We start from the raw sequence: 25,571 nt of genomic DNA, 5'->3' as shown, positions 1-25,571 counted from the left end.
TGAGTAGCCAGCAATGGAAATATGATGACTGTGGGAAGGGGTGAGTTCCTTTTTGTGATGGGTTTTCGATCAGAGTGCTTCCCAAGTCAGGTTATTGTCACCGATTTTCACTCGCTATTCTCTGAGATTGCCCTTTATTGGTAAGGCTATGAAAATACATACGTTATTAATTGCTGCCGTGGCCTGTTTGGCTGTGGTGGCACCTGCCGACCGGGCTATGGCCCAGGCGGCGACCAAAGATAAGAAAGCCAAGGCAAGCTTCGCAGACATGTCTGTGAAGGAAGTGCAAGAGGCTTTAAAGGATGGCAAGATCACTGTGATCGATGTCAACGGCAAGAAATCTTACGATGCCGGGCATGTCCCAACGGCAATCCACTTTGCTTCCGTAAGCAAGGATCTGGCCAAGCATCTGCCTGAGGACAAAGGGGCCTTGATTCTGGCCTACTGCAGTGGCCCTAAGTGAGGATCCTGGATGAAAGCTGCGGTCGCAGCGAAGAAACTGGGGTATACGAATATCAAACACATGAAGGCCGGTATTTCCGGCTGGAAGGCCGCTAAGGCGGATGTGGAAAAAGGCAAACATGATCACGGAGATGGCAAGGAGCATTCGCACTAAGTTCCATCTCATAAACAGCAACTAACTCTTAGCAAATAACGCCCTCAGGTCATCAACGATCTGGGGGTTGTTTTTTTATGTGGCAAATTGGTGAGCCGTGAGGCTCGGGGGGGCGTTTGTTCGTGCTGGGTGTCGGTTTTCGGGTAAGAGTTCACTATGAATCAGGCTCATGTTTCCCAACCAGTTAGTGTTTTAAGAGGTTCAAAAATATGACCTTTTTCCCAACATTTCCGCTAGCAATTTTCTGATACTGTTCTTAATTGAGGACGCTATGAAATTAAATACATTACTGATCGCCGCTGTTGCTTGTATAGGAGCCTTGGTTTCCGCCGAACAAACTTTCGCGGAAGGTGCCACCAAGGAGAAAAAAGCCAAAGGCGGCAAGTTCGCTGACCTTTCTGTGGCCGAGCTACAGGCGGCTGTGAAGGAAGGCAAAGTGACTGTGATTGATGCCAACGCAGGAGCCTCCTACAAGAAAGCACACGTCCCAGGTGCCATTCATTGGGCTGCAGTGAAGAGCGACCTCGCTTCTGCACTTCCCAAGGACAAAGACGCCCTGATCGTGGCATATTGTGGTGGTCCTAAGTGCGGTGCATGGATGCGCCCCGCTATGGCAGCCAAGAAGCTGGGCTATACTAACATCAAACACATGAAGGTGGGTATCTCCGGCTGGAAAGAAGCTAAGGCAGAAGTCGAAAGCGGTGACAAAGCCACCAAGAAAGATGCCTAATCTGGCGACTTTTTAATCAAACCAATTAACAAAAAACACCCTCCGGTCCGCAATGGCTGGAGGGTGTTGTTTTTTAGGAGAACGTGAGTCAAGAACCGCAAGTTGGCTGCGCTAGTGCCGATGGTGGGGCGGCTCAGGCAGTCCCAAGACTTCATGCGGTGGAGGTGGGAGGTGATGGCAGGATGCTAATGCGAAAGTGGCGGCCGCTAGGAGGAATATTAATTTTTTCATCACTGTCACTCTAGCGAGGCTATACATTCTGTCAAAAGGGGAATTCGACGGGAGACCAGTAGTCCAATACCTCACGGCTGGTTACCGACGTGCCACACGGACACGGTAAAAGCGACTGGGTTCACCAGTGTCGGGAATGGTGAAGACATGAGCCAATGTGTCTCCCGTGATCGGACCGGCTAGGGGAGAGAAGCTAGTGAGGGTGTTAGAACTTTCCACGTAATAAAGACGGTCTGGTTTGAGCTCCCAGCTGAGCTCGTATTTTCCTGTGTCCGGGTTCAAGCTTACTTCGACTCTCACAATGGAGTTAGATGCAGTGGGATCAGTTCCGGCGATGAATTCCTGCCAGGTGGGCATGCCATCGTTGTCGATGTCGTCGAGATCGTTGACTTCGTAGTCGTTATCCAACTCGTGACCGTCCAACCAGCTGTGAGGTGTTCCTTTGGTCGTTACTGCGATGGCTTTCAAAACGATGCTCTGAGGGTTGTAGAGAATTTTGAAGTGATGGTTCCCCACGGTGATGATGTCATCGGCATGTTTGAAACGGCCTTGCACCGTGCCGGCGGTGAGGATGGTAAAGGTATCTCCAACAGAGGGTGCATAACCATCATCAAGCGTGAGTGTCAGTGACCCATCGACTGTGGCACTGCCGCTGACTAACAGCTGGGAGTAATCAGTGCCGGCTGTAGTGTTTCCTCCTAAAGAAAGATCCGTGCTGGCTGACTCATAAGCGTGGTAGCTTTTAGCAATACTAAGCTTGCGAGTGCCAGGCAATGTAGTTGGTTCGGTGACTTTGGTTAGAGAAACATCATCCAGAGAGGCGAAGCCGGTGGCGCCGTTGGTGGGAGTGAAGCTGACGTGGATCTCCTTGCCCACGGCATTGGTATCATTGATCGCTGGAATCGTGAAGGATGACTGATTCCAGACTCCACTTGTTAGGGCAACCGTATTCGTGAAAATATCGACAGGGGTAGTTCCACTGAGGTAGTAAACGCGAGCCTCGATCTGCTCACCTGTAGCCCAGTTGCTAAATCCTTGGTGCCAGAAACTGAACGTGAATGAATCGCCCAAGGCAATAAGCGCACCGGTGTTTTGCACAAGATTCGACGGCGTTGCGTTGCCTTGGACAAGGCCGCGGTAGGAGCCGGATTTCGGAGAGCTTTTTTTAGCACCGTCATTATCGGGAGAAGGACCATCGGTGAACCAATCATCCAGGGCTGTGTAACTGTAATCACCGGTGCCATTGCCATTTTCAAATCCACCGTTTTTGATCAGTTCGGGTCCCATGCCGGGAGTAGAAATGGAGGCCGACTGGGTGAGGTTTAGTTGTCCAGCGTGATAGAGTGTTCCGGTGACGTTACCAGCCCCGGTGAGCGTGCCTCCAGCTTCAAGGTCGACCCAGCGCAGAGTATCAAGCGTTCCATTGTCGAGGAGGATACGGCCATGATCGCTGATGCGGATTTCGTTTCGGCCAGTGAGTGTGTGGGAGGAAAGATCGAGCGTTTGCTGATGTGTATCGCCGAGGATGTGGAGGCTGAGAGTTTCGAAACTGGCGTCAGCGGTGGCGGTGGCATCGGTGCTGGTGGTGTTTTTCATCGTAGCGGTCCATGATACGCGAGGTGCTCCGTTGTCGCTTAGAAAGGTGGAGCCGGCATTGGAATACTCGTAGTCTGACCAATTGTTAGCGTCTGAGGTATTTGCTCCATTGGCACCCGTCCAGTGGTGGTAGGTGTTGGCAAAGTTATCCGCTTCCTTGGTGCGTTCGCCGATGAGAAGCGATTCCAGTTCATCAGCGAGTGCGGCGTCCGCCCCCGCGATGTTAGATGACTCCGAGGGGTCGGCATCGAGATCGTAGAGCGCACGTGATGAGGATGTGGAGACGAGTTTGTATTGACCTCGGATGATCGATGAATTTCCTCCCGCTTCATGAATCACGAACTCTCGTGTACGCTGGTGGCCTTCTCCAGTGAGGGTAGGGGCTAGAGAGACACCGTCTAGCCCAGCGGGAGCGGGCACACCGGCAAGCTCGCAGAATGTAGGCAGCATATCGGTGACGTCCACGATCTGGCTTGATACAGTATTGGACGCGAGTTTGCCTTGCCATTTCATCAGCATGGGCACGCGGATTGCTCCCTCGTAAATGCTACCCTTGGCCCCTCGTAGAACGCCATTGCCATTGAACTCATTGAGTGCGTCACCTGCGCCCCCGCTGCTCTGCCCACCATTGTCTGATGCAAAAACAATCAGGGTGTTATCCAGCACGGAGTCCGATTTATCTCCATCGCTGTTAGGATCTTCCAGGGCTGCAAGGATATTGCCGATGTGTGCGTCCATCCGAGTGACCATGGCGGCAAACTGTTTGCTGTTTCCTGTCCATCCAGAGGTATCGACGGAGCTGTATTCATCGAACCACTTGGGAAGATCGGTGATTTCGCCCAGAGGAGTGTGGGGGATTTGGAAAGCGAGTAGACAGAAGAAGGGCTTGGATGTGTCCTGAGCTTCGGTGCGAACAAACTCCAGTGCGTTCATGGCGTAGGTATCGTCACAATATGCTGGCGAGGGGTAAGCAGGATCACTTTGGTAGGCGGGATACTCTGGTAGTGAAGTGTTGTTAGGAATGGCATTTGGCACCAGCGCGGTGGTCGGTGTGGAATCAGCGGTGTTCGAGCGCCATAAGGTCGGCTGGAAAAAAGTATGTGCTCGCACGTGGTGCAGCTCAGCCATGACGACATCGTAGCCGTGATTGATCGGCAGAGTTTGGGTGTTGTTGATTGTGGGGTTGTTTTGATCTTGGCTGGCACCGTAGCCCCATTTTCCAAAATAGGCGGTGCGATAGCCAGCGGCGGACAACACATCGCCGATGGTTTTGTCATCAGCCCGGATCGCTTTGGATGCATCGGGATCATTGCGGTCAGTCCATGTGTGTCCTTGGTGAAATCCGGTTTGCTGGGATGAGCGGGCGGGGGAGCATACGGTGCATCCATAGCCACGAGTGAAGTTCACTCCTGAGGCCGCTAAGGAGTCGAGACTGGGGGTTTTCACCTTTGATTGGCCATTGGCTCCAATATATCCCCAACCAAGGTCATCGGCGTAAATGTAGAGAATATTCGGACGTGGAGCTGGTTTGGCGGATAGCGACAGAGCGGAGGAGCAAACTATGAATAAGACTAATGTGAACGCGCGGATCATCTGGATGGTATAGTGTGTGGCTATTGAAGAAACAGTGCCGGAGAAGCTAGCATTCCTATAGAGAAAGACCACCGTGGATTTTCAGACAGAAACACACATTTCGTTCTAAGGGCATAGCTACGTTTTCCACCCTGATTGTGGTATGATACGTACAGCCAGTTAATTGGATGCCGCCATGGTGAAGCTCGGACCGCAGCTTGCTATGGGCGTTTTTGATAGCTCGATTATTTCGACTCTATTGCTTAGTTAGATATAATTAAAGATATAAGAATATTAAGAAAACTTAACTATTATGTGATGTGATCGCAGACCTCGTTAGGTATCGGAATACTTATAAAACATAGAATAATCGGCTATTTTTTGTAGGGGAATCACCCTCTGGAATAGCAGTAATGTTCAATGATTGCGCGAAATGGTTCAAAAAACTAACAGTAAAAAGGTTTATGATTACGATAATTGAAATATTCAAACATGTGGCAAAATAATCACATCTTAATAACGAAAATACTTTGATGATATGTATTTGTTAGGTATTATCTCTAACGTCAATCAATTGAAATGTTCACCCGCTTCCTGAGATTGTCACCTCATTATCGTCCCCCCCATCTTATTCGAAAAGAATAACATCCCAAAGGGTATGAAAATGAAAAAAAACAACAAAACAACAACACAACGCAATGTATCAAATAATCGAAAAGCAAAATCTCTGCTGGCTGGTCTGACAGTCATCCAGCTGGGTGCAGCTTCAACCGTTTGCGCAGGAACGGTTATCATAGGTTCTGGTGGGTCAGTCGATCCATGGGCTACTCAAGGATCTGTAAATGCGCCGCTTCCAGACGTGCCAGGTGGTGCTCTTGGGGTTGGTGTTAACCTAACAAGTACCAATCAAGGCACTGATTCCGCAGGGAACTGGGATGTTACGGCTTCTGGATCTTCCTCAGTAGCAGCCACAGTGACGTTCGTGAATGCGACCATTCTCGCGACTGCTGCACAAACCAATGTGACGGCTGACTCCCTCCAGTTTAAACTCGATAACTCAGGAATTGTCGGCGGTCTTGCTCAGGTCCCCGTAGGAATGACATGGACGGCTAATCTAGGTCTTCCTTCCGTAGCATTTGAGGCGAACACTCAGTATGACGTGAACTTCAACCTAGAAGTGGCATCAGGTTTTCTGACCAATGCCGTATCTCTTGGGAACTCACTCAGTATCGAAGCCAAAGATGACGCAGGCAATCCTGTTGCAGGATTGGTCGGTGGGAACGGAATCGATCTGCTAGGTCTCTTGGGCTCTAATCCATCTGGTCCGGTAACGTTCACCTTCACCACAGGTGATACAGTGCCAACTGGTGACATCCACTTAGAATTCGCCGCGACAAAAGGCATTTCTGCCGAGCTGTTAGGATTAGGTTCCAACTATGTTGAAGTCACAGGTCTTAGCATGGAGTCCAACCTCGTTCCCGAGCCATCCAGCACCGCTCTCATTGGCCTTGGCGCAATAGCGCTGATTCTGAGAAGACGCGCCTAACAAGAGTTGTAAGTTAAGTATCACAGCTAGACTCAATTCAACAAAAACGTCTCCTGCATTCTTGTGCAGGGGGCGTTTTTATTTGTTGATGAGGCATGGATCTGGTCATCTTTCTGCCATGAATGTGAACCTAAGTTTTTACGCCGACGACATCTGAAAAATAGGGGTGGCTAGGCGAGTAATAGTGACTAATGTTTTTCAATCTTATGAGAGTTAAAAATCCCTTGAAACTGCTTATCGCTACGGTGCTATTACTACCGACTATAGCTCTGGCTAAAAAGCCCAACATCATCGTTATTCTTGCCGACGATATGGGAGTGGATTCGGTGGCAGCCCTGAACGATAATCTGGGAATCAAAACGCCCCATCTCGACAAGCTAACCGAGCAGGGGATTTCATTTGGAGATGCCCATTCGGGATCCGCAGTCTGTTCACCTACACGATACGGATTGTTGACCGGGCGCTACAGCTGGCGCAGCAGACTGAAGGCTGGAATCGTGAAAAAATGGGAGCGCCCACTAATTGAAAAGAATCGTCTGACTCTGGCTAGTATGTTGAAAGCACAAGGCTATGATACCGCATGCATCGGTAAGTGGCACTTGGGATGGCACTGGCCGAAAAAGGGCGATGGATTCACTGAGAAGCAGGCAGAAATTGATTTCACCGGAGTACTGCAAGGGGGGCCTATGGAGGCGGGATTCGACTATTCGTTCGGCGACGATGTACCGAACTGGCCACCGTTTGTCTGGATAGAAAATGGCAAGATGCACGGTGTTCCAGATACCCCTCTAAAATTCGCCAAGCACTATTATTCTAACAATGGCATCGGGATGAAGGGCTGGAAATTCGAAGAGGTGCTACCGGAGATCACCCGTCGCTCGGTGAAATATATCGACGAACACTCCAAGGGGGAGAAACCATTTTTCCTATATTTCCCAATGACTTCACCACATACACCGATCTCACCCTCGGAGAAGTTCAAAGGCAAGAGCGGCATTTCAGACTATGCGGATTTTCTGATCGAGACAGACTGGTGTATCGGTCAGGTGTTAGAGGCGGTGCATCGCAACGGCATTGAGGAAAATACCTTGGTCATTTTCACCACAGACAATGGCACCTCTCCCAAGGCTGATTTCCCCCAATTGCGCAGCAGAGGTGTTGAACTGCAGGAGCATTGGCGAGGTAACAAAGCGGATGCCTTTGAAGGAGGTCATCGCGTACCTTTCATCGCCAGCTGGAAGGGCGTAATCAAACCTGGAACATCGAGCAAGCAGACTATCTCCTTGGTCGATATCATGGCCACCTGTGCCGAGGTGGTAGGAGTAGAACTCCCAGATACAGCCGCAGAGGACAGTGTGAGCCTTTTAGCGGTGATGAAAGACAGTTCCATCACCAAACCTCTCCACAGTGCCGTGATCTGTCATTCCAGCACTGGTCAGTTTGTTGTGCGCGATGGTAAATGGAAGCTGTTGTTCTGCCCTGGATCTGGAGGATGGAGTGAGCCCGTAGACCCAGTCGCTAAGAAAAAAGGTCTGCCAAAGTGGCAGCTCTACGATCTCGAGTCCGATCCGAAGGAAAGTAAAAATCTGTTAGCCGAGCACCCGGAAGTCGTAAAGAATATGACCGCTGTTCTGCGCAAGTTTGTCGAGGATGGTCGGTCCACTCCCGGAGCTGCCCAGAAGAACCACAATGGAGAAATCTGGTGGCGTCATCTTCCTTGGCCGAAGCCATAGTGCCATATGTTGAAAATGAGCTGGGCCTTTGTTAGATGTGTGTCAGCAGTTAAACAAAAAACGGCAACCGTGAGACCGGTTGCCGCTCTTTTGATTGCGTAGTCTGATGATTACGCCTCAGCGTTGTCGAGGATCTGGTTCAGCACGTAGGGGAGAATACCGCCGCTGAGGTAGTAGTCGACCTCGGCGGGGGTGTCGATGCGCACCACCAGCGGCACATCGAAGCTGCTGCCATCGGTCTTGGTCACCGTGAGGGTGGCGTCCTGGGCAGGGGTCAGTTTTCCTGAGAGTCCGGTGATGCTGAAGGTGGCGTCGGCTTGATCGACCACTTTGCTGTAGTCTTCCTTGTCCTTGAAATTCAGCGGTAGCACGCCCATGCCGATCAGGTTGGAGCGGTGAATGCGTTCGAAGGATTTGGTGACAACGGCGGAAACTCCTAACAGACGGGTGCCCTTGGCCGCCCAGTCGCGGGAGGATCCCATGCCGTAGTCCTCGCCGCCGATGACGATGAGGTCGGTGCCGTCTTTTTTATAGGCCTCCGCGGCGTCGAAGATGAAGGAAGGTTTGCCTTCGCCAATCGCCTTGATCTCCTGATCGGGGGCGGCGACGTCTTGCGGGCCGAAATATTGGGTGTATCCGCCTTCGATGCCATCGCACATCAGGTTCTTGATGCGCACGTTGGCAAAGGTTCCGCGAGTCATGACCCGATCATTCCCGCGGCGCGAGCCGAAGGAGTTGAAGCTGGCTTTTTCCACACCATTTTCCAGCAGATACTGGCCAGCTGGTGAGGTCGGCACGATGGCGCCGGCGGGGGAAATGTGGTCGGTGGTGACGGAGTCGGCAAAAATGCCGAGTGCGCGGGCGTTGACGATGTCCTTGGCCTCGGTGTCCGGTGTGCGGGAGAATCCATCGAAGAACGGTGGGTTCTGGATGTAGGTCGATTGATCATCCCAGCTGTAAACATCGCCGGTATCGGACTGGATCTCCACCCAGTTCTGGTTGGCGGTTTCGAGGTTGCTGTAGAGATGGTTAAATACTTCCGGCACGAGGGCGGAGTCGATGACTTCGTGGAGTTCCTCGGGCGTGGGCCAGATGTCTTTGAGGTAAACGAGATTGCCGTCCTTGTCCGTGGCGATGGGGTCGTTGGCGAGATCGAGATCGACCCGGCCAGCCAGCGCGTAAGCCACGACCAGTGGCGGCGACATCAGGAAATTGGCGCGGATGGAGCCGTGCACTCGGGCCTCAAAGTTGCGGTTACCGGAAAGCACGGAGGCGCAAACGAGGTCACCTTTTTTGATGCCGTCTTCAATGGCGGGGTGGAGCGGGCCTGAGTTGCCGATGCAGGTGGTGCAGCCGTAACCGACGGTCTGGAAACCTAACTGATCTAGCTCCGATTGTAGGTTGGTTTTGTTCAGGTAGTCGGTGACCACACGGGAGCCGGGAGCGAGCGAGGTTTTGACATAAGGTTCGATTTTGAGTCCCAGTTTATTTGCCTTTTTCGCCACCATGGCGGCGGCGAGCATGACACTTGGGTTCGAAGTATTGGTGCAAGAAGTGATCGCGGCAATCAACACCGAGCCGTGGGTGAGCTTGGTGTCGATGGGTTCAAATGCTTTGGAAGCGTCGACTTCGTTAGGGGTAGGGCGATTGGTGACCATTTCCGCCTTGTCCTTCTCAGCTCCTGGTTGTGGGTTGTCTAACAGCGACCCGATAGCCACACCCGCTGGCTCCGGCATGTGGATATCGATGACGGTATTGCGGCTGTCGGCATTTCTACCGAATCCACCGTCGGAGGTGGGAGCTTCGAACAGCTCGTTGAACTTGGAGCCAAGCTCGGGCACATCGATGCGGTCTTGTGGTCGTTTCGGTCCGGAAACAGCTGGGACCACGGAGGCGAGATCAAGAGTGAGGTCATCGGTGTAATCGATGTCTCCTTTGTCAGGGATGCCCCACATTTCCTGAGCCTTGAAGTAGTTCTCCACGGTCTGGCAGGTTTCCTCTGATCGACCGGTGCCACGGAGGTATTTGACGGATTCTTCATCGACAGGGAAGAAGCCCATGGTGGCGCCATACTCGGGAGCCATGTTGGCGATAGTGGCACGGTCGGGCAGCGAGAGCGCCTTGGCTCCCGGGCCATAGAACTCGACAAATTTTCCAACCACTCCGTGAGCGCGTAGGATTTCCGTGAGGCGTAATGTTAGATCGGTGGCGGTGACTCCTTCGTTGAGTTTTCCATGCAGGTAAACACCCACGACTTCCGGCACGAGGAAGGTGACGGGCTGGCCTAACATCGCGGCCTCCGCCTCAATGCCACCCACACCCCAACCGACGACACCGAGGCCGTTGATCATGGTGGTGTGGGAGTCCGTGCCGACAAGGGAATCGAAGTAGTGAACGCCGTCTTTTTCTAACACACCCTTGGCGAGGTATTCCAAGTTCACCTGGTGCACGATGCCGATGCCGGGAGGCACGACCTTGAAGGAGTCGAAGGCCTGCTGGCCCCATTTGAGAAATTCGTAACGTTCCTTGTTGCGAATAAACTCGATCTTGAGGTTGCGATCGAGGGCTTGCTGGGAGCCGGCGAAATCGACCTGCACGGAGTGATCGATGACGAGATCAACGGGAACAAGTGGCTCGACCACCGAGGGATCAGCCCCAGCTTCCTGTGCGGCATTGCGCATGGCAGCGAGGTCCACAACCAGAGGCACGCCAGTGAAATCCTGCAGAACGACACGGGCGACGGTGAAGGGGACTTCGTAGTTGCCCGGCTTCGCGGCGTTCCAGTTGGCGAGGTTTTTGATGTCTTCGGCGGTGACCTTTTTCCCGTCCATGTTCCGCAACAGAGACTCGAGCACGATGCGGATGGAAACGGGCAGGCGTGAGATGTTAGAAAACCCTTGGTCTTGGAGAGCAGGCAGAGAGTTGAATTTTCCGTCGGTTCCGGTTCCGGTTTTGAAAGTTCTGAGTGTGTCCATATTGCTAGACTATAGCATGGAGATCTGAGGGTTCCAGAGGTAAGTGTTGGGCTTGTGGGGTGATACCCGTTACTCCGACAGCTTATGGGGTCTTGGCTTGTGGGGCCTAAACACAAAAAGAGCGGCAGGTTGTTAGCCTGCCGCTCTTGGGAAACAATTTTTGAATCGGCCGTTATCCGGCCATGGCGACCATCATGTCTTGGGTTGGTGGGGCGAAGGTTGTTAGGTCGATGCCTTCGACGGCGGTTTTGTATTCGTCGAGGGTCGGGGTGCGGCCGAGGATGGCGGAGAGAACTACTACTGGTGTTGATGACAGCAGGGACTCGCCTTTTTTGCGGTCGGAGTCGGCGACGACGCGGCCTTGGAAGAGGCGGGTGGAGGTGGCCATGACGGTGTCGCCTTTTTCGGCTTTCTCCTGGTTGCCCATGCAGAGGTTGCAGCCCGGGCGCTCGAGATACATCATGTTCTCGTATTCGGTGCGGGCGGCTTGCTTGGGTGCGTTGTCATCGAACTCGAAGCCGGAGTATTTCTGGAGGATGTTCCAGTCGCCTTCGATCTTAAGTTCATCGATGATGTTATAGGTCGGGGCGGCGACAACGAGAGGCGCGTTGAATTTCACCTCGCCGTTGGCGGCTTCCAGGTTGCGCAGCATGTGGGAGAGGATCTTGAGATCGCCCTTGTGCACCATGCAGGATCCGACAAAGCCGAGGTCGACTTTTTTCTCACCACCGTAAAAGGAAAGCGCGCGGATGACGTCGTGGGTGTATCGTTTTGAAACGTCGTCGTTGTGCACGTCTGGATCGGCAATCATCGGCTCGACGATTTCCTCGAGGTCGACGACGAGTTCGGCGTGATACTTGGCATCGCTGTCGGGAGCGAGTGGTGGTTTTTCACCGGAGCGGATCTGGTCGATGCGTCTGTTGGCTTTGTCGACGAGGCCTTGGAGGACTTGATTGTGGTTGTCCATGCCCTTGTCGATCATGATCTGGATGCGGGACTTGGCGATCTCCAGCGACTCGATGAGGGTTTCCGGTTGGGAAATGCAGATGGATGCCTTGGCTTTCATTTCGGCAGTCCAGTCGGTGAAGGTGAATGCCTTGTCGGCCTGCAGGGTGCCGATGTGGACCTCGATGATGCGGCCTTGGAAAACGTTTTCGCCGCCGAATTTTTTCAGCATCTGGAGCTGGGTGGCGTGCACAACGTCGCGGAAGTCCATGTGCGGTTGCATTTCACCCTTAAAGGTGACTTTGACCGACTCGGGGATAGGCATGGTGGCTTCGCCAGTGGCGAGCGCGAGGGCGACGGTTCCGGAGTCGGCACCGAAGGCAACGCCCTTGGACATGCGGGTGTGGGAGTCGCCGCCGATGATGATGTCCCAGTCGTCCACGGTGAGGTCATTGAGCACCTTGTGGATGACGTCGGTCATGGCGTGGTATTCGCCCTTCGGATCGCGTGCGGTGATGAGGCCGAAGTCGTTCATGAACTTCATCAGGCGCGGAATGTTCGCTTGGGCTTTTTTATCCCAAACGGAAGCGGTGTGGCAGCCGGACTGGTAGGCGGCGTCGACGATGGGGGAGATAACGGTGGCGGCCATCGCCTCGAGCTCCTGAGAGGTCATCAGGCCGGTGGTGTCCTGGGAACCGACGATGTTGACCTCGACGCGGACATCGGAACCGGCGTGAAGCGGGTCCTTGGAAAGAGTGCCGACGGCGTTGCGGTTGAAGATTTTTTCGACGGCGGTGAGGCCTTGTCCGGTGTGGGTGATTTCCTTGGCCGGTGCGTAGACGGTGGGCATTTCCGTGCCAAGTGTCTTGGCTGCGAAGGTCTGGAGCTTTTTACCAAACACGATGGCATAGGAACCGCCAGCCTTGATGAACTCGACTTTCTGCGGAGTGAGGGCGGCGGAGATGTCGACCAGTTCCTCGCCGTTGCCATAGAGTTTTTTGGCTTTGGTATCGATGGTGAGCAGGGTGCCGGTTTCGACCGAGTAGGTCTGCTCGAGCACCGGATCGCCATTTTCATCGGTGACGGTGTTGCCCTCGGCGTCGGTCTTCTTGACCCAGTTTTTCAGGTCGATGCCGATGCCGCCGGTGACGGACACCGTGGTGAGGAAGATTGGAGAAATACCGTTCGTTCCCGCAACGATGGGGAAGATGTTGACGAAGGGAACGTAAGGGCTGGCGGGCTTACCGGTCCACAGAGAGACGTTGTTGATACCGGACATACGGGAGGACCCCACGCCCATGGTGCCTTTTTCGGCGACGAGCATGACGCTCTTGTCGGGGTGGAGTTTCTGCAGGGCTTTGATCTGATCCTGTGCCTCGGGGGTGATCATGCACTTGCCGTGCAGCTCGCGGTCGGAGCGGGAGTGCGCCTCGCCACCGGGGGAAAGCAGGTCGGTGGAGATGTCGCCTTCGCCAGCGACGTAGGTGACGATCTCGATTTTCTCGGAGACTTCGGGAAGACTGGTGAAAAACTCAGCTGCAGCGTAGGACTCGAGGATGTCTTTGGCGGTAGCCGACTGGGAAGGACTGCCGGATTTGTAAGCCTTTTCGAGACGCTCCATATCGGCCTCGTAGAGGTAGACTTGGGTTTTCAGAACGTCGGCAGCTTGTTTCGCGATGGTGGAGTCGTCACCGAGCGCGAGGTCGAGCAGCACCTCGATGGACGGGCCGCCCTTCATGTGGGAAAGCAGTTCGAAGGCGAACTCGGGAGTAATTTCCTCCACGGACTCTTTACCAAGAATGATGTCCTCAAGGAAAGTCGCTTTGGCGCTGGCGGCGGGAGTGGTGCCGGGGATGGTGTTGTAGATGAAGAAATTGAGCGACTCCTTGCGGTGCTCATTGTCTGTGTCCTTGATCTGGGCGATGATTTCGGCGATCAGGTCAGCTCCATCGACAGGCTTCGGGTGCAAGCCTTCAGCTTTGCGTTCTTCGATTTCTTTGAGGTAATCTAGGTAAATGCTCATGATTGATTCGGTGGCGGGAAAAGGGTGACAGCCATGCCCTCTATATAAGGCAGGCGCGCGGAGATTAGTGTCCGCGTGTGTTTTGTCAAGGTTGCGAGCCTGACTGGGCTGGGGATGCCACAATTAAGGGCTTTTCCGCTCTAACTTCGCCGATTCAAGCACCCAAATTTCGTCTTTGGTGCGCATCCAAACCAATGTGCCATCGGCCTCATCGCTGTAGCTAGCACCTCCGCTGGTGGTGAGGCTGATCTCGAACTGGGCGGTGACAGTAGCTCGGTTATCTTCAATCCTCGTGATCTCGATCTCGGAAACATTGGCTTGGGAAAATTGACATTTGAAGGCGAGAAACTGGTGACCGGAGATGGCTTCGTCCTTAGTGATGACGCCCTGATGATTGTCCGTGTCCACAGATCCGCGGAAACTGGGTGCCAGCAAGGCTGAGAAGTCTTGGCTTTTCATAGCTCGAGTGCTTTTGTTGTCATCGAGCTTAATCGTCAGCGTTGCCGCGAGATTACGGGTATTGCGCTTGATGACTTGGCTGTCGCTAAACCACCAGAGAAGAATACCGACCATGACCGCAAATACGGCAGCGACTATCAGCAGGGGCTTTTTCACTCAAATAGAACGTTAGTAGGTTAGCGGCCGCGGCGTCTGTCGTCACGTGGACGGACAACTCGCTGACGGATCTGGTCCGATACGTTGTTCGCGTTCATCCAGGATTCTGCGGCGGTAGCGTCCCGACCGTGCCAGTCCCTGAGAATCCGGTCATAATAACGTCCCTGAGAGTCAGTGTCTGCGATCGTGTTCACCTTGGACAGTGCCATTGCTGGGTCCGAGCGGGCGCTGCTCCAGATAAAGCTCCTAGCCACCTGATCATAACCATCTGAACCTGCCATAGAGTCTAGCCAACGGGCAGCTTGCTCTGGATCCTCGCGAGTGTATTCGCCCATGAGTTCACTGGCGGCGCGCATTTTTTCATCGCCGTGAAGAGTCTCTGTCCAAGCTACGGCGGATGAAACATCGCTATCGGCCCAAGTGTCAGCCACTTCACCGATCGCACGCTCACGCTCTTCTTTGTTCGTGATGGATGTCGCCCATGAAGCGGTGGATTCTGGATCTTTGCTGGCCAGGTTTCTGGCAATATATCTGGTGGCACCGCTGCGAAGTTGATCGTCTGAAATGGAATTGAGCCAGGCGACCGCTTCTTCACTGCCTTGGCTGGTGATGTGGGGGATTATGGCTGCAAGTGCGTCACCGCGCTCTCTGCTGTAGGGTAAAGTGGCCATGATTTCCGTGGCTCGTGCGGGATCAGATTTTGCAACGCCGCGAATAACTCCTATCAGCCATGGGTTGGCGCCGTCGCCTTCGTGGTGGGTCTCGGCCCACTGCAAGGCGGCACTGGGATTCTCGCTGGCCCAGCTTGTGAGGATGGTTTCTCTGGCAAACCGGCTACCTGTGTTTTTCTCAGCGTAATCGAGGGCGGCGATAGGATCTGTTTTCGCCCAGGCGTGAAGCAACATGCTGTATTCGCTCATGCGGTCACGGGTGAGTCCGGAGGCGCGGAAGTCGGCGACGACTTGTTCGAAATCGTTAGGTCCAAGGCGGTTGATCAAAGCAAGCAAACTGCTGACCCGGCTGATAGGGTCGTCTTGCTTAATGATGTCGACGACATTCAGGGACTTGTTTGAATCGCCTGAAGATGCAGCACTCGTGCGTGATCCTGAGCTCATACGCGATGTCGCAGCTGTCGCTCTGGAGTATGAGCGGTGAGATGCTCTGGCATTTTCTTCTGAGATATTCGCTGAGTCATCAGGATCAGCCGACTGCATTTTTGCTCCAACAATGAATGCAATGGTGAGGCTGAGCAGCCAAGCGGCGGAAATAACGATAGATTTGGATTTCATGGGCGAACAGAGTGGATGGACTATTGTGAGCAATACGTGGGAAAAGGAGTGGGCTTTCAATGATTACACACTGTTTATGAAGCGTGACCAATAGACAAAGCTGTCTTGGAATCATGAAAAAGACCGATTGTTTCTATTCGTCATAAATTCAGAAAAGTATGCGGTAGATGTTGCCAAAGTGGCAGAGACGCGATAAGTGGAAGCATGAACTTGCTTACCAATGATTCCGCAGTCATCGAGAAAACCAAAGAGCTTTGCAATGCCATTGCTCAGGATATCGAATTCGTGACCCTTCAAGGTCAGGTCGAACGCTTTCTTGAAGACGATGCAGCCAAACTACAATATCAGTCCGTTCACGAGCGCGGGGAAGAGCTGCACCAGAAGCAACAAGCAGGTGTTGAACTGGGAGAGCGCGAAATCAAAGAATTCGAAGCAGCCCGCACGGAGTTGCTTGAAAACGAGGTAGCTCGCGACTTCATGGATGCCCAGCAGAGCCTTCAGACCTTGCAACAAACAATCAGCAAATACGTCGGCATGACCATGGAACTCGGACGTGTGCCTGAGCCAGAAGATATGGAACAGTCTGGCGGCGGTTGCTGCGGCGGTGGTTGCGGGTGCGACTGATCCGTTACAGAAACAATAACCAACCCTACATCCATTTCGGTCTGATCACTCATTGATCGGATTCCATAGAAGATGAGTGCCAGAGAAGAGAAACGAGAAGCGTTCAACGAACAGATGAACGCTTGGGTTTCTCGCCAAGGTTTATGGTTTCAGCTTCGGCACGCGGCGGATGGTCAGACCATTGTTGGGCGTGCGATGCGGTTGCTGAGCAGGCTGGCCATTTTGCTAGTCATTGCAGCCTTGGGCCTCTGGTTCTACTTGAGTAAACGCGCGGAAAGCGACGGACTCCGAGAAAATATCCGACTTTCCCTTGAGGATACACTGCGCGCTAAGGAAACCGATTTGGGTGGTTTGCGAAAGAAGCGCGGTGAGCTGACGATAGCGTATGCCAAAATTGAGGGAGGGGAGGATTCTTTTTTCCACCAGCTTGAGGCTAGGACCATCCGCACCAGCATGGCACTGACCGATGGGCTGATAGGGACTTGGGATGGCAAAGGTGTGTTTATCGATCGCCTGGATATCAACCTTAAGGCCGGAGGTAACGATGACACCAGTGCCGCTAAATCCTTTGAGTCCTTATTTCCTGAGCAAGAAGGGTTCAAGTTCGAAAGATTCGAGAGTAACAGTGCGAATTTAACATGGGGTTACTCTGCTCAGAACAGAGGCTCTATTCAAAACAGCCACCTAACAGCTGCGCGAGAAGACGACGGCTGGCGACTCGAGTTCAGAGGCGGCACGTTTGGGCAAAATTGGCTATCCCATTTGATGATCAATAAAATGGTGGTGTTATGTACCCCAAAAGGAGTGATCATCAAAGAGGCCGAAATGACATCAGATGATGGTACCGGATTGGTGTCATTTAGCGCCGAGATAGGTTCGGGTGGGCAGCCCGCCATATCTGGTCAGTTGGAGTTGAAATCAATGCCGGTGTCATCCCTATTGACGCCCGCCTATCTTGACACCGTTGATGGCACGATATCCGGTGTAGGCAAGATCAGTGGTTCTACTAACAGTCAGGAAGGAGTTGTGCTGGATATCGATTTCTCTTTCAAGGAGGGGGATGTGTTAGTCATGCGAGATACTCTTCCGCTATTGTCGGCGCTCAGTGTGTTAGATGCCTATAACAGCTATCGCAAGGTGTCCTTTAACGAAGGGAGTTTTAATGTTAAAACAGCGGCCGATAAGTTGAGTGTCAGTCAGATTAAGCTCAAGGCTGGTGAGTTGCTTCACATGAGCGGAGGGTTCGAATTTCAGCCTCCTACTCACGCTGAGATAGCCAAAGCTCTCAACATTAGAGATGTAGAAAAAATTCGGAACATTCTCGAGAAAAATTGGCAACGCCAAGATGATGTGATCGAGGACACACAGACAGGAGAATCACTTTCGAAGCGAGGTGAGGTGAAATTAGAAAGTGTCAGGGGGACAAAGGTTACTCCCGAGGAAGCTCTCGAAAATGTACTCGCCACTGCGATTTTTACCGAGCTGAGTGTTCGCCGTTTTGATGGTTCCGTGAAGCTGGGGTTAAAGCCAGATGCTTTCGAGAAAACAACGAAACTCAAGGAGACCTATCCCGTGGATACAGAAACCGGGAGGATCTCGCTCGAAGTCCCTCTGAAGGGGCGATTCCAAACCTTAACGCTGAGTCAAGCCAAGGAGCTTTATCTCCTAGGCCGGAAGCGCGAATGATTTCTCTCGGAGCGAGTTTTGGGTGAAAATTAGCCCATGCCAAGTGAGGCATATACCTCACGCGTCGCTCGGCTTTGATTAAGTGTGTAGAGGTGAATACCATCCACATCCGCATCTAACAATCCTGCGCATTGTTCCGCAGCGTGATGAATGCCGATGCGTTCCACAGCTTCTTGGTTGTCGCCAGCCCGCTCGAGTGCGCGTAGGAGACGGGCGGGGAAATGCGCCCCTCCAGCCAGTTCAGCCATACGGTGAATGCCTTTGGCTGAGGTGATCGGCATGATACCTGCCAAGATAGGCACGTTGATTCCAGCCAATCTGCACCTGTCTCTAAAGTCGAGGAAGTCATGGTTGTCGAAAAAGAGCTGAGTGCAGATGTAATCCGCGCCAGCATCTATTTTAGCCTTTAGATAATCCATTTCCAACAATCGGTTAGGAGTGTCAGGGTGCCCCTCGGGGAAAGCAGCAACGCCAATACCAAAACCTCTCGGGTCAGGATGTTTGCCCGATGCATTAAATTCTTTGATGTGAGCAACCAAGTCGGCGGCGTGTTGAAATGCATCACCCGAGCGGTCATAGGGGCCCTGGTTCGCCGGAGGGTCGCCACGGAGTGCCAGTATGTTGCCGATGCCAGCCTCTGCGTAACGTTCGAGGGTCACGGTGATTTCATCAGCACTGTGAGCCACACATGTCAGGTGAGGAATAGGAGGAATAGAGGTGGTTTCCTTGATTTTAAGCACCAGGTCGTGAGTAAGCTCGCGCGTGGATCCTCCCGCACCGTAAGTCACACTTACGAATGATGGGTCACAGGAAGCGAGATCGCGGATTGTCTCGTAGAGAGAATTCGCTGCACTAGAAGACTTAGGAGGGAAGAACTCAAAGGAAAAGGTAGGCCGCTGACGCTTGAAAATATCTTGGATATGCATGGCTGCGCTGAGTTATCCTTGATGAACCAACGAAACGAAACAAAAAAATTTACTACAGACACAACTCACAGCAGTCCGTGGGGTTGAAACAGGTGACTGGATATGGCTCTACGCGCTGTTAGCTCTGCGTTGTATGCGTTTGCATGCAGTGGTGGACTCATAATTAGGTCTGGTATAATCACCCTCATTTCGTAAAATCTCGACACACGAACTGGATGTCAATCATCTGCCACACTTTCCTCTGTATGAAAAATTCTCGTAACCAATGTTTCCCAAGTAAAATGAGCAAAGCTTCCACCCTGTGGTGTGCTGCCGCGATACTTTTGACGGGAGCACCTAGCGCTATGTCATTGGAAAAGCCCGACAGCCTTCCTGCGAATGAAGGTGGTGGAGAAAAAGTCAAACCTCGCGCCCATGAGCGTGGGGAGTCTGATGGCCGCCGCCCGTCCGATGGGCGCAAAGGGAAGGACAAGAGAAGGGGGCCGGATTTCAAGGCACTGGATGCCGACCAAGACGGAGCTCTTAATTTTGAAGAGTTTTCAAGCTCGGAGCGGTTGGCACAACTGGATGAAGAAAAACGCCGTCGACTGTTTAATTTTTTGGATCGGAACAAAGATGGCAAAGTTCAGCAATCGGAACTCAAGCCTCGGGCTCCCCACTGGTTGACGGGCTTAGCGAAGGACTTTAACGAACTGGATGCCGACAAAAACGGCACTCTTGCCCTCGATGAATTCTCGAAAGCTAAAGGACTGGAGAAAAAAGAAGCGGCCGAACTCGAGAAGTCGTTTCAACGTCTGGATCGAAACAAGGATGGAATGCTGCAGCGCTCAGAACTCAAGAGTCATTTGGGATCCCGACCTCGTCCTGAGATGGATTTTAAGAAATTCGATACCAATCAAAGTGGTGGGCTCGATTATGAAGAGTATTCCAAGCTGCCATTCGTTGTTCGCTTTCCTGACGATCGACGCCAGAAACACTTCAAGCGGATCGATTCCGATGGCAACGGTGAACTCTCTCCAGCGGAGATTCACGATGCCCACAAGCGCCATCATGGATCACCACGTGGCGATCGCGAGCGGCCTCATGACCGGCCTTCAGATGGAGCCCGCAGGAAGGGCGGCAAAGAGTCGCCTGGTGAGAGACGTTCCCCTAAAGAGGATAAATAGAGTCGTCATTCTCTCTATACAGGTGCTGACAGCGGATTTCTACGCTTTTAGGCGCATCTGAACGATAGCAAGCTTGCAAGAGGTGGCTATTTCAGCTGTTTTTTAATCATTAGCATGAAGCAAAATGATGGGAGACAGAGCGGATCGAAAGGTTCGGATCGCGAGGACGATTCTTCGGAAGATTCTAAACCGAACAAGACGATCGCCAGGAAGGGTGCGAAACTTGTGATTCGTAAGGATGGCGAGGGGAAGCCAGAAACTGGTGAGCCGAAGGGAATACGCCCTGAACCTCGTAAGTTGCCTACTTTACCCCTGGTAAGTGTGCACGAAGATGAAGCCGACTCAGCAACCCAGCAGGGAGACGACGAGGTTGTTCGGCTTGAGTCCGCTGCCCCTCCTTCACGTGAACAACAAACATCGGTAAAATCTCAGGCAGCGATCTTTGAAGAGCGCTCGGTCCAGCCCAGTGAAGACATCAGGCAGGAAGAACAGTGGGCTGAAAACAAATCCACCGGCTGGTGGGTTGCGATTGGTGGAGCTTGTTTGTTAGCTGTTCTGGTAGCCGTCGTAGTCATCGGCAGCCAATGGAAAGACATAGACGATGATGGCGGAAAAGTGCCGGAGTTGACCGTCGTCGAAGAGGAGGATCCTTTTGCCGGGAGTCCAGAGAAATGGTTTCAAGAGCGTGCTGGCAGTATTGGCAAACAGGGGTTGGCTGTGCTTCAAAGTTACATGGCCGCGACCGACGATCAAAATCGCAGCCATTGGGTGAGAAACCCGGAGTCATATCTTAAAAACGTGACTGATTGGTCGGTCTCAGTGAAGCCCAGGATCAATGACATCACTGAAAAGCAATGGGCCATCTCGCATACAGATGACACGGCCTATCTAACATTATCTACTGAGGATGAGAATTTCATGCCATTCAGGGCTTATTTCGTTCGCCAAAACGAACAGCTGAAATTGGATTGGCATGCTAGCACTGCTTGGTCGGAAATATCGATTGCCGCAATGCGCGAGAAGCTTCTTGAGCGAGAGAAAAAAGTGGCTGAAATCAAAGCCAATGCGCGCGCCCAGCAGGCGGAGGCGGATGAAGCTTATGCCCGAAAAATGCAAGCTTATGAAGCTGCACTCAAGGCATCGCAGAGCCAACAGGTCAAAGAACATGTCGTGGCTTCAGGTGAAACGGTCACAGCCATAGCTACGCGCTACGGAGTCACAGCGCATGATCTCAAGAGCCATAACGGACTGACTGACTCATTCCTCAAGATTGGACAACGGCTCAAAATACCAACCAAGGGTGGAGGAGCATCTGATCTAACGGCAGCCCCAGTCAAACCGGTCAAACCCAAAGCTCTCACTGAGCCAGAAATGCCAGCCTTGGCGATACAGGAGCCAACTCTTGTTCGCTGTCTACTCCGCCGACGTGACGAATTTTACGCAGGACCCTATAACGATAAGGAGCACTCCGCCTTCATGATCCTCGCTCCGGACAAATCACGCTACCTTTGGGCTTATGCGGACAAAGACTCTGAGCTTGATCTGGAATTGAGAAAGCTCCTCGATCACGGACGCTTTGTGGTTGATCTTAAAAAAGACATTCGGGTGACTGTTCGTGTTAGAAGTGGAAAAAAAGATGCCTTGCCATCACAACTGGAACTGATGGAATTGGTGCATCCGGAATGGGTCAGCCCATGATCGAATCTTCCCCCGAGATTGTATCTGCATAAATCACTACTGTATCAAATTTCATGGCTAAACTCACCGAAGGACATTTTCATTGTAAGAATTGTGATGAGCTATTTGAAGCTCCCATTCGAAAGCCTGAGGACCAACTTTGCCCATCGTGTGGTAAGCCCCCCACAGGTGAATCCCCGTTAAGCGAGAAGTCAGTCTCTGGCATGCCCAGCGTTGCGAACTTGGCGACTGGTCATAGTTCAAACCCGGTCAAGAGCGGTGAAACTCAGGATGCTCGGAAGATCCGAGAAGCCACCATCAATGCTGATGGAAAAAATAGCGATCGTATCAAGCGAACCAAGCGCAGAGAAAAGCGCAGTTCAAAATTACTGATCATGTTAGGGGTATGGGTTCTCCTCATGGGGCTCACGGTTGGCTTGGTCAATTATTTCAACCCTGATGAGGATGAGACTGGCAATAAACCAGAACTCACAGAAGCGCTGAAGAAACGGCAGCTAGAGGCGGAGATGAAACAAGCCCAGGCTGTCATTCAACAAGCTGCACCAGAATGCGAAGAAGTCATCACTAGCTTCCTGAACGCTACCTCCGCAGCGAGTAAGGCACAGTTTGTCTATCAAGGGGTGAAACTTACGACGGTGATGAATCGCTATTACCAGAGCAACCCGAGTTTTTCATCGACCCGTAGCCAGGTGAAACTGATCCGCGGTGAACTTCTGAAAAATACCAAACATCAGACGATTGGCACAATTTGTGTGAATCAGCAGAAGGAAACGTTTGAAGTGATCTTTGTCCGCGTTGGCAATGAGTGGAAAATCGATTGGGAAGCTCTGGTCCGCTACGATGATCGATCATGGTCATTGTTTCCGGCGTCCAGCGATGGCAGTGAAGGGGAGTTCCGCTTGTACATGCGAGTTAGGGATTCTAACAAAGAGTTCGATGAAGGAGAGATCAGTATCGTGTTCTACAAGCCCGACATGTATGTCAAAGGTGAATTCCGAAGTGTTCCTTCTCCTGCTGTTAGGTTGCCAGTCGATAGTGAGCTTGGTCTTAAAATCCGCGAGATGGTGAGTCGCGAGGATGACATGAAAACGGATGCCTATGGTTTCACCACATCGTTGTTCGATAAACCTCGCTACCACCGTGTGCGGGTGAAGTTGAGGCTAAAAAAGGAGGACAAGGAAGAGACCTTTGAACTACTCGAAATCCTCGCCGATCATTGGTATGGCGATGGTGTGACCGAGTCTGATAGTGAGATTTCCACTACCGAAAAAAACGAGTAAGAACCCTACAGTGTGCTGCTCAGACCGCGCCGCATTGCTTCTGTAGGAGACTGGCCAGGGAACCAGAATTCAAAGGCAAAAACCCCTTGATGGAGAAGCATCGACAGCCCATTCGCTGCACTGGCATTGACACTCTTCGCTTGTTTAAGGAGACCTGTTTCCGCGGGTTTGTAAATGGCATCATAGACCATGTGGTGTGGTTGGATGCAGGCACGCGGCAGGGGCAACGGATCAATGGATCGCATTCCCAAGCTTGTGGCGTTGATGATCAGAGCGCAGCGTCCTGCAGCCTCAATCAATGCGTCGTCATCGGAACCAAGGGCACAGAGTTGATCTCCGGGGCCCTGCAGATGCTCATCATGGTCATAATACTGGTGAAGTTCCTCTGCTAAAGTTTCAGCCTTTTCCAATGTCCGGTTGACCAGCCACAGCTGTTCGCAGCCCAAGCGGGCACACTGGGTGGCGATGGCGCGTCCAGCTCCACCACCTACACCAACGATCATGACGCGAAGGTCGGCGAGATCGACACTGAACTCTTCTCGGATCGCCCGTGCGAGTCCAGGTCCGTCTGTATTGTGACCAATCGTTTTTGAGTTGTTTTCGCTTGGAAATAGCACGGTGTTTACCACCCCGATGGCGAGAGCGTCTTCACTATGTTCATCGCAGCATTCCATCGCCTCTAGTTTGTGGGGCACAGTGACATTGCAGCCGATGAACCCCAGCTCTGCCATGCGCGAAAATGCCTCGGCTACCTGTCCTGGTTCTACTTCCAGACGTATGTAGCGCATGTCCATATCACCGGCATCCAGTGCCGCTTGGTGCATGGCCGGGGATGCCGAGTGAGCTACCGGATTTCCGATCACCGCCAGACGGGCTGGTTTTTCCGCGCCCTCGTCAAGGAGGTCGCGGCTTTCTAAATCGGAAATCTGATAGACGTCTTTCATGACAGTTGAGTTAGAGTGCGTCTGATTCTACGGACACATTCTTCTTTGCCGAGGACTTCAAGAATAGCACCGAGGTCAGGTCCCCCAGCTTGTCCACTAAGTGCGACGCGAGTAGGGAACATCAGTTGTCCGGGTTTGGCTCCATTGGCCTTGGCTGTTTCACCGATGGTTTCTTTAGCCGCAGACCAGTCGCTCAGCGACTCAAATGCATCGGCAAGTTTTTCCAAGAGACCGGCGGCAGCATCGTTACCGCTCACTTTTTCGAGAGCCGATGCATCGTAATCAAATTCAGGGTTAAGGTAAAAAGCGATCGCCGCAGGAACTTCGGTGAGGAGTTTAACTTTCTCCTGCACGGATGCAGCGATGGCGTCATAGTTATCGGGAAGCTCATAGCCAGCCTCGACGACATATGGTTTGGCTTTGTCTGAGAACTCAGCAGGGCTCAATTGCATCAAGTGCTGCTGATTAATCCAACTGCATTTTTCGGAGTCAAACTTTGCAGGAGACCGGTTAACGCCTTCGAGACTAAACCGATCCACTATATCAGCGATGGAGAAAATCTCGGACTCATCCTTTGGTGACCAGCCTAACAGCGCGAGGAAATTAAACACTGCCTCAGGGAGATAGCCGTCTTTGATGTAGCCGTCCACAGATGCCCCCTGATCGCGTTTGCCCATTTTTGATCCATCCATGTTCAGGATCAAGGGGATGTGGCCGTATTGCGGAGGCTCTACACCGAATGCTTCAAAAAGCTGGAGGTGCTTAGGCGTATTCATCAGGTGGTCTTCCCCACGGATCGCATGGGTAACATCCATTTCGAGGTCGTCAACCACATTGACAAAATGGAACACGTAAGATCCGTCTGAACGGCGCACGACCATGTCAGGTGTGTTAGATTCATCGCGGTAATCGATAGTGACTTCACCACAAATCAAATCATGCATAGTGACCGGCTTGCGCTCGAATTTGAATCTCCACGCTCCGTCGTCTTCATAGACTCGATCACTTTCACGGAGTTTTTCAAACCACTTGTCATAAGATGCCTGACGCTGACTTTGGTAATACGGACCATATTCTCCGAGAGTTGTTCCGTCTGGGCGAGGGCCTTCATCCCAGTCGAGACCGAGCCACAGCATGGCGTCGAAAATAGCCTGCCGAGCTTCTTCCGTGTTACGAGCTTCATCGGTATCTTCCACACGAAGAATAAATGTTCCTCCGTGCTTCCTGGCTAACAGCCAGTTGAATAAAGCAGTTCTGGCTCCGCCAACATGAAGGTAACCGGTAGGAGAGGGGGCAAATCGGGTGCGCACTTGAGAATCTTTCACACGCGGGGTTTAGCCTCACAGGCCGGTCAGCGCAAGTGTCTACCGATGATA

18 protein-coding genes are annotated in these 25,571 nt (G+C 52.4%); 10 read left to right on the top strand and 8 right to left on the bottom strand.

Going from position 1 to position 25,571, the window contains the following annotated elements; translation table 11 throughout:
• Positions 1-148 precede the first annotated feature (148 nt).
• The 3 genes from ACSPJT_RS02880 to ACSPJT_RS02870 all read left to right on the top strand — a co-directional run bounded on the left by ACSPJT_RS02880 (position 149) and on the right by ACSPJT_RS02870 (position 1,346).
• Entirely contained in the window at positions 149-463 is a 315-nt protein-coding gene (locus ACSPJT_RS02880) for a rhodanese-like domain-containing protein (RefSeq protein WP_435894866.1), read from the top strand.
• 9 nt (positions 464-472) lie between these two features.
• A complete protein-coding gene (locus ACSPJT_RS02875) occupies positions 473-616 on the top strand; it encodes a hypothetical protein (protein WP_435894865.1) in 144 nt (47 codons plus the stop codon).
• A gap of 271 nt (positions 617-887) precedes the next feature.
• Entirely contained in the window at positions 888-1,346 is a 459-nt protein-coding gene (locus ACSPJT_RS02870) for a rhodanese-like domain-containing protein (RefSeq protein WP_435894864.1), read from the top strand.
• Between the two features lie 312 nt (positions 1,347-1,658).
• Here ACSPJT_RS02870 and ACSPJT_RS02865 read toward each other — a convergent pair whose 3' ends face one another.
• The gene (locus ACSPJT_RS02865; RefSeq protein ID WP_435894863.1) at positions 1,659-4,766 is read right to left on the bottom strand and encodes a sulfatase-like hydrolase/transferase; all 3,108 of its coding nucleotides are present in this window, start codon (positions 4,764-4,766) and stop codon (positions 1,659-1,661) included.
• Between the two features lie 643 nt (positions 4,767-5,409).
• On the opposite strand from ACSPJT_RS02865, the gene ACSPJT_RS02860 reads away from it, so the two are divergent.
• Together ACSPJT_RS02860 and ACSPJT_RS02855 are read left to right on the top strand one after the other, a co-directional pair.
• Positions 5,410-6,291: a PEP-CTERM sorting domain-containing protein gene (locus tag ACSPJT_RS02860; RefSeq protein WP_435894862.1), complete on the top strand. Its 882-nt coding sequence runs from the start codon at positions 5,410-5,412 to the stop codon at positions 6,289-6,291.
• 206 nt (positions 6,292-6,497) lie between these two features.
• Complete coding sequence (locus tag ACSPJT_RS02855; RefSeq protein WP_435894861.1) at positions 6,498-8,024, top strand: sulfatase-like hydrolase/transferase; 1,527 nt, start codon at positions 6,498-6,500, stop codon at positions 8,022-8,024.
• Between the two features lie 110 nt (positions 8,025-8,134).
• Here ACSPJT_RS02855 and ACSPJT_RS02850 read toward each other — a convergent pair whose 3' ends face one another.
• The 4 genes from ACSPJT_RS02850 to ACSPJT_RS02835 form a co-directional block, all read right to left on the bottom strand.
• Positions 8,135-10,999, bottom strand: coding sequence for an aconitate hydratase (locus ACSPJT_RS02850; RefSeq protein WP_435894860.1), 2,865 nt, complete (start codon positions 10,997-10,999; stop codon positions 8,135-8,137).
• Between the two features lie 172 nt (positions 11,000-11,171).
• On the bottom strand, positions 11,172-13,967 hold the full coding sequence (locus ACSPJT_RS02845) for a bifunctional aconitate hydratase 2/2-methylisocitrate dehydratase (protein ID WP_435894859.1): 2,796 nt from the start codon (positions 13,965-13,967) through the stop codon (positions 11,172-11,174).
• Between the two features lie 123 nt (positions 13,968-14,090).
• Positions 14,091-14,582: a hypothetical protein gene (locus ACSPJT_RS02840; RefSeq protein ID WP_435894858.1), complete on the bottom strand. Its 492-nt coding sequence runs from the start codon at positions 14,580-14,582 to the stop codon at positions 14,091-14,093.
• Positions 14,583-14,602: 20 nt separating this feature from the next.
• Positions 14,603-15,871, bottom strand: a complete 1,269-nt coding sequence (locus tag ACSPJT_RS02835; RefSeq protein WP_435894857.1) for a hypothetical protein — start codon at positions 15,869-15,871, stop codon at positions 14,603-14,605.
• A gap of 204 nt (positions 15,872-16,075) precedes the next feature.
• On the opposite strand from ACSPJT_RS02835, the gene ACSPJT_RS02830 reads away from it, so the two are divergent.
• Together ACSPJT_RS02830 and ACSPJT_RS02825 are read left to right on the top strand one after the other, a co-directional pair.
• Positions 16,076-16,495: a YlbF family regulator gene (locus ACSPJT_RS02830; protein WP_435894856.1), complete on the top strand. Its 420-nt coding sequence runs from the start codon at positions 16,076-16,078 to the stop codon at positions 16,493-16,495.
• A gap of 72 nt (positions 16,496-16,567) precedes the next feature.
• Positions 16,568-18,181, top strand: coding sequence for a hypothetical protein (locus tag ACSPJT_RS02825; RefSeq protein ID WP_435894855.1), 1,614 nt, complete (start codon positions 16,568-16,570; stop codon positions 18,179-18,181).
• Between the two features lie 29 nt (positions 18,182-18,210).
• Here the strand turns inward: ACSPJT_RS02825 and metF are convergent, their stop codons facing one another.
• Positions 18,211-19,107, bottom strand: coding sequence for a methylenetetrahydrofolate reductase [NAD(P)H] (gene metF / locus ACSPJT_RS02820; RefSeq protein ID WP_435894854.1), 897 nt, complete (start codon positions 19,105-19,107; stop codon positions 18,211-18,213).
• Between the two features lie 281 nt (positions 19,108-19,388).
• Between metF and ACSPJT_RS02815 the strand changes: the two genes are divergently transcribed.
• The 3 genes from ACSPJT_RS02815 to ACSPJT_RS02805 all read left to right on the top strand — a co-directional run bounded on the left by ACSPJT_RS02815 (position 19,389) and on the right by ACSPJT_RS02805 (position 23,251).
• Complete coding sequence (locus tag ACSPJT_RS02815) at positions 19,389-20,273, top strand: EF-hand domain-containing protein (RefSeq protein ID WP_435894853.1); 885 nt, start codon at positions 19,389-19,391, stop codon at positions 20,271-20,273.
• A 114-nt stretch (positions 20,274-20,387) separates the two neighbouring features.
• Positions 20,388-21,971: a LysM peptidoglycan-binding domain-containing protein gene (locus tag ACSPJT_RS02810; RefSeq protein ID WP_435894852.1), complete on the top strand. Its 1,584-nt coding sequence runs from the start codon at positions 20,388-20,390 to the stop codon at positions 21,969-21,971.
• A 53-nt stretch (positions 21,972-22,024) separates the two neighbouring features.
• Positions 22,025-23,251, top strand: coding sequence for an FmdB family zinc ribbon protein (locus ACSPJT_RS02805; protein ID WP_435894851.1), 1,227 nt, complete (start codon positions 22,025-22,027; stop codon positions 23,249-23,251).
• 5 nt (positions 23,252-23,256) lie between these two features.
• Here the strand turns inward: ACSPJT_RS02805 and aroE are convergent, their stop codons facing one another.
• Together aroE and ACSPJT_RS02795 are read right to left on the bottom strand one after the other, a co-directional pair.
• On the bottom strand, positions 23,257-24,195 hold the full coding sequence (aroE, locus tag ACSPJT_RS02800) for a shikimate dehydrogenase (RefSeq protein WP_435894850.1): 939 nt from the start codon (positions 24,193-24,195) through the stop codon (positions 23,257-23,259).
• Entirely contained in the window at positions 24,192-25,520 is a 1,329-nt protein-coding gene (locus tag ACSPJT_RS02795; RefSeq protein ID WP_435894849.1) for a glutamate--tRNA ligase, read from the bottom strand. Before ACSPJT_RS02795 ends, aroE begins: the two co-directional genes overlap by 4 nt.
• Between the last annotated feature and the right edge of the window lie 51 nt (positions 25,521-25,571).

This window comes from Oceaniferula spumae (assembly GCF_042849255.1).
In the GTDB taxonomy this organism is placed as follows: domain Bacteria; phylum Verrucomicrobiota; class Verrucomicrobiia; order Verrucomicrobiales; family Akkermansiaceae; genus Oceaniferula; species Oceaniferula spumae.
Note: the sequence above shows the minus strand (reverse complement) of the source record. Positions and strands in the feature narration are given on the sequence as shown.